This is a genomic window from Gelidibacter pelagius (assembly GCF_017581925.1).
GTDB classification, from domain to species: Bacteria; Bacteroidota; Bacteroidia; order Flavobacteriales; family Flavobacteriaceae; genus Gelidibacter; species Gelidibacter pelagius.
Genome location: NZ_JAGEVG010000061.1, coordinates 1 through 1316 on the forward strand (window position 1 = coordinate 1; position 1316 = coordinate 1316).

1 protein-coding gene is annotated in these 1316 nt (G+C 38.5%); it reads left to right on the forward strand.

The features are described from left to right. Positions 1–284 precede the first annotated feature (284 nt). Complete coding sequence (locus tag J4051_RS18815) at positions 285–1280, forward strand: IS110 family RNA-guided transposase (protein ID WP_208235430.1); 996 nt, start codon at positions 285–287, stop codon at positions 1278–1280. Positions 1281–1316 lie beyond the last annotated feature (36 nt).

Genomic DNA, 1316 nt, shown 5'->3' on the forward strand with positions numbered 1-1316 from the left:
CCCTTAGTTTTACATTAATAGTTTTCATAGAGGTATTTATGATTGAGTTGTCTATTTAATTACTAACTTATTATCGGGGAATACTCTCCATAATTGTAAACTATGACCAGACTGATAAGGGCGAATTATACGCTATTCAAAGCTTCGGGCTTATGCTTTATTTGATAAAATCCCTTATCAGTTATTTTCGGACAGGCATCAGATGGAAATTCAGGCTTTTAGGCCTATTATTAGGGGTTCGATGGTAATCTGAAATCTTGGTCTAACTTGTAAATACTACTATCATGAACACAAAAAATTTCTTGTTCTTTATCGGTATCGACATATCGAAAAAGATGTTCGACGTGTCCATCATCCAAGAAGGAAGGACTACCTCGTATGTATTCGAAAATTCTAAAAAGGGGATCAATTCTTTTATCAGACTTCTCAAGAATCAAAAAATCCCTTTGGAGGACACACTCATCTGTATGGAACATACCGGTGTGTATGGAAAACTTATTATCACAAAACTTGTGGAAAAGCAAGCTCACTTTTGTGTGGAAATGCCTATAAAGATTACTCGCAGCATAGGTGTCCACAGAGGTAAAAACGATAAAGTCGATGCGCAGCGTATTGCTCAATATGCTTTTAAAAACCATAATGAACTGGTCCTTTACCAACCCTTGCCCGAAGTGCTTGAGCAGGTTAAGATACTCCTTAAGATCAGAAGAAAATTGGTGAATACCAGAGCGGACATAAACAAATATCCCAATGAACTGGAAATCTTCTCTCCTGAACTTGGAAAGCTGGCCAAAAACAACCTTAAAAAGATCAATAAGAGTCTGTGCGATGAGATTGACCGAATCGAAGGGGGAATAAAGAAACTTATACTCTCCGACAACAGGCTCAACAAAACCATTGGTTTGGTTACTTCCGTTACCGGGATAGGTCAAATTACGGCACTGCATTTTACGGTGTTCACAAACTTCTTTACCAAATATGAGAATCCAAACCAACTGGCGTGCTATTGTGGTGTAGTGCCTTTTGAATATACTTCCGGGTCTTCCGTATTCCGCAAGTCCAGGATACACCCCATGGCCAATAGAACGCTCAAAAAACACCTCCATATGAGCGCACTGGCCGCAATCAATCACGATCCTGATATCAGGGCCTATTTCCAAAGAAAGGTTGAAGAAGGAAAGAACAAGATGCTCATAATTAACAACGTTAGGAATAAGCTCGTCCATAGGATCTGTGCTGTCATTAAACGACAGGAACCATATGTGAAAAATTTGGCTTAATTTTTTCATTTTTCATTTGCTTTTAACATGGAAATC

What these genes read in the sequence shown, in the direction of transcription:
- J4051_RS18815 (WP_208235430.1), top strand. Translation starts at nt 285, where the DNA reads ATGAACACAAAAAATTTCTTGTTCTTTATCGGTATCGACATATCGAAA.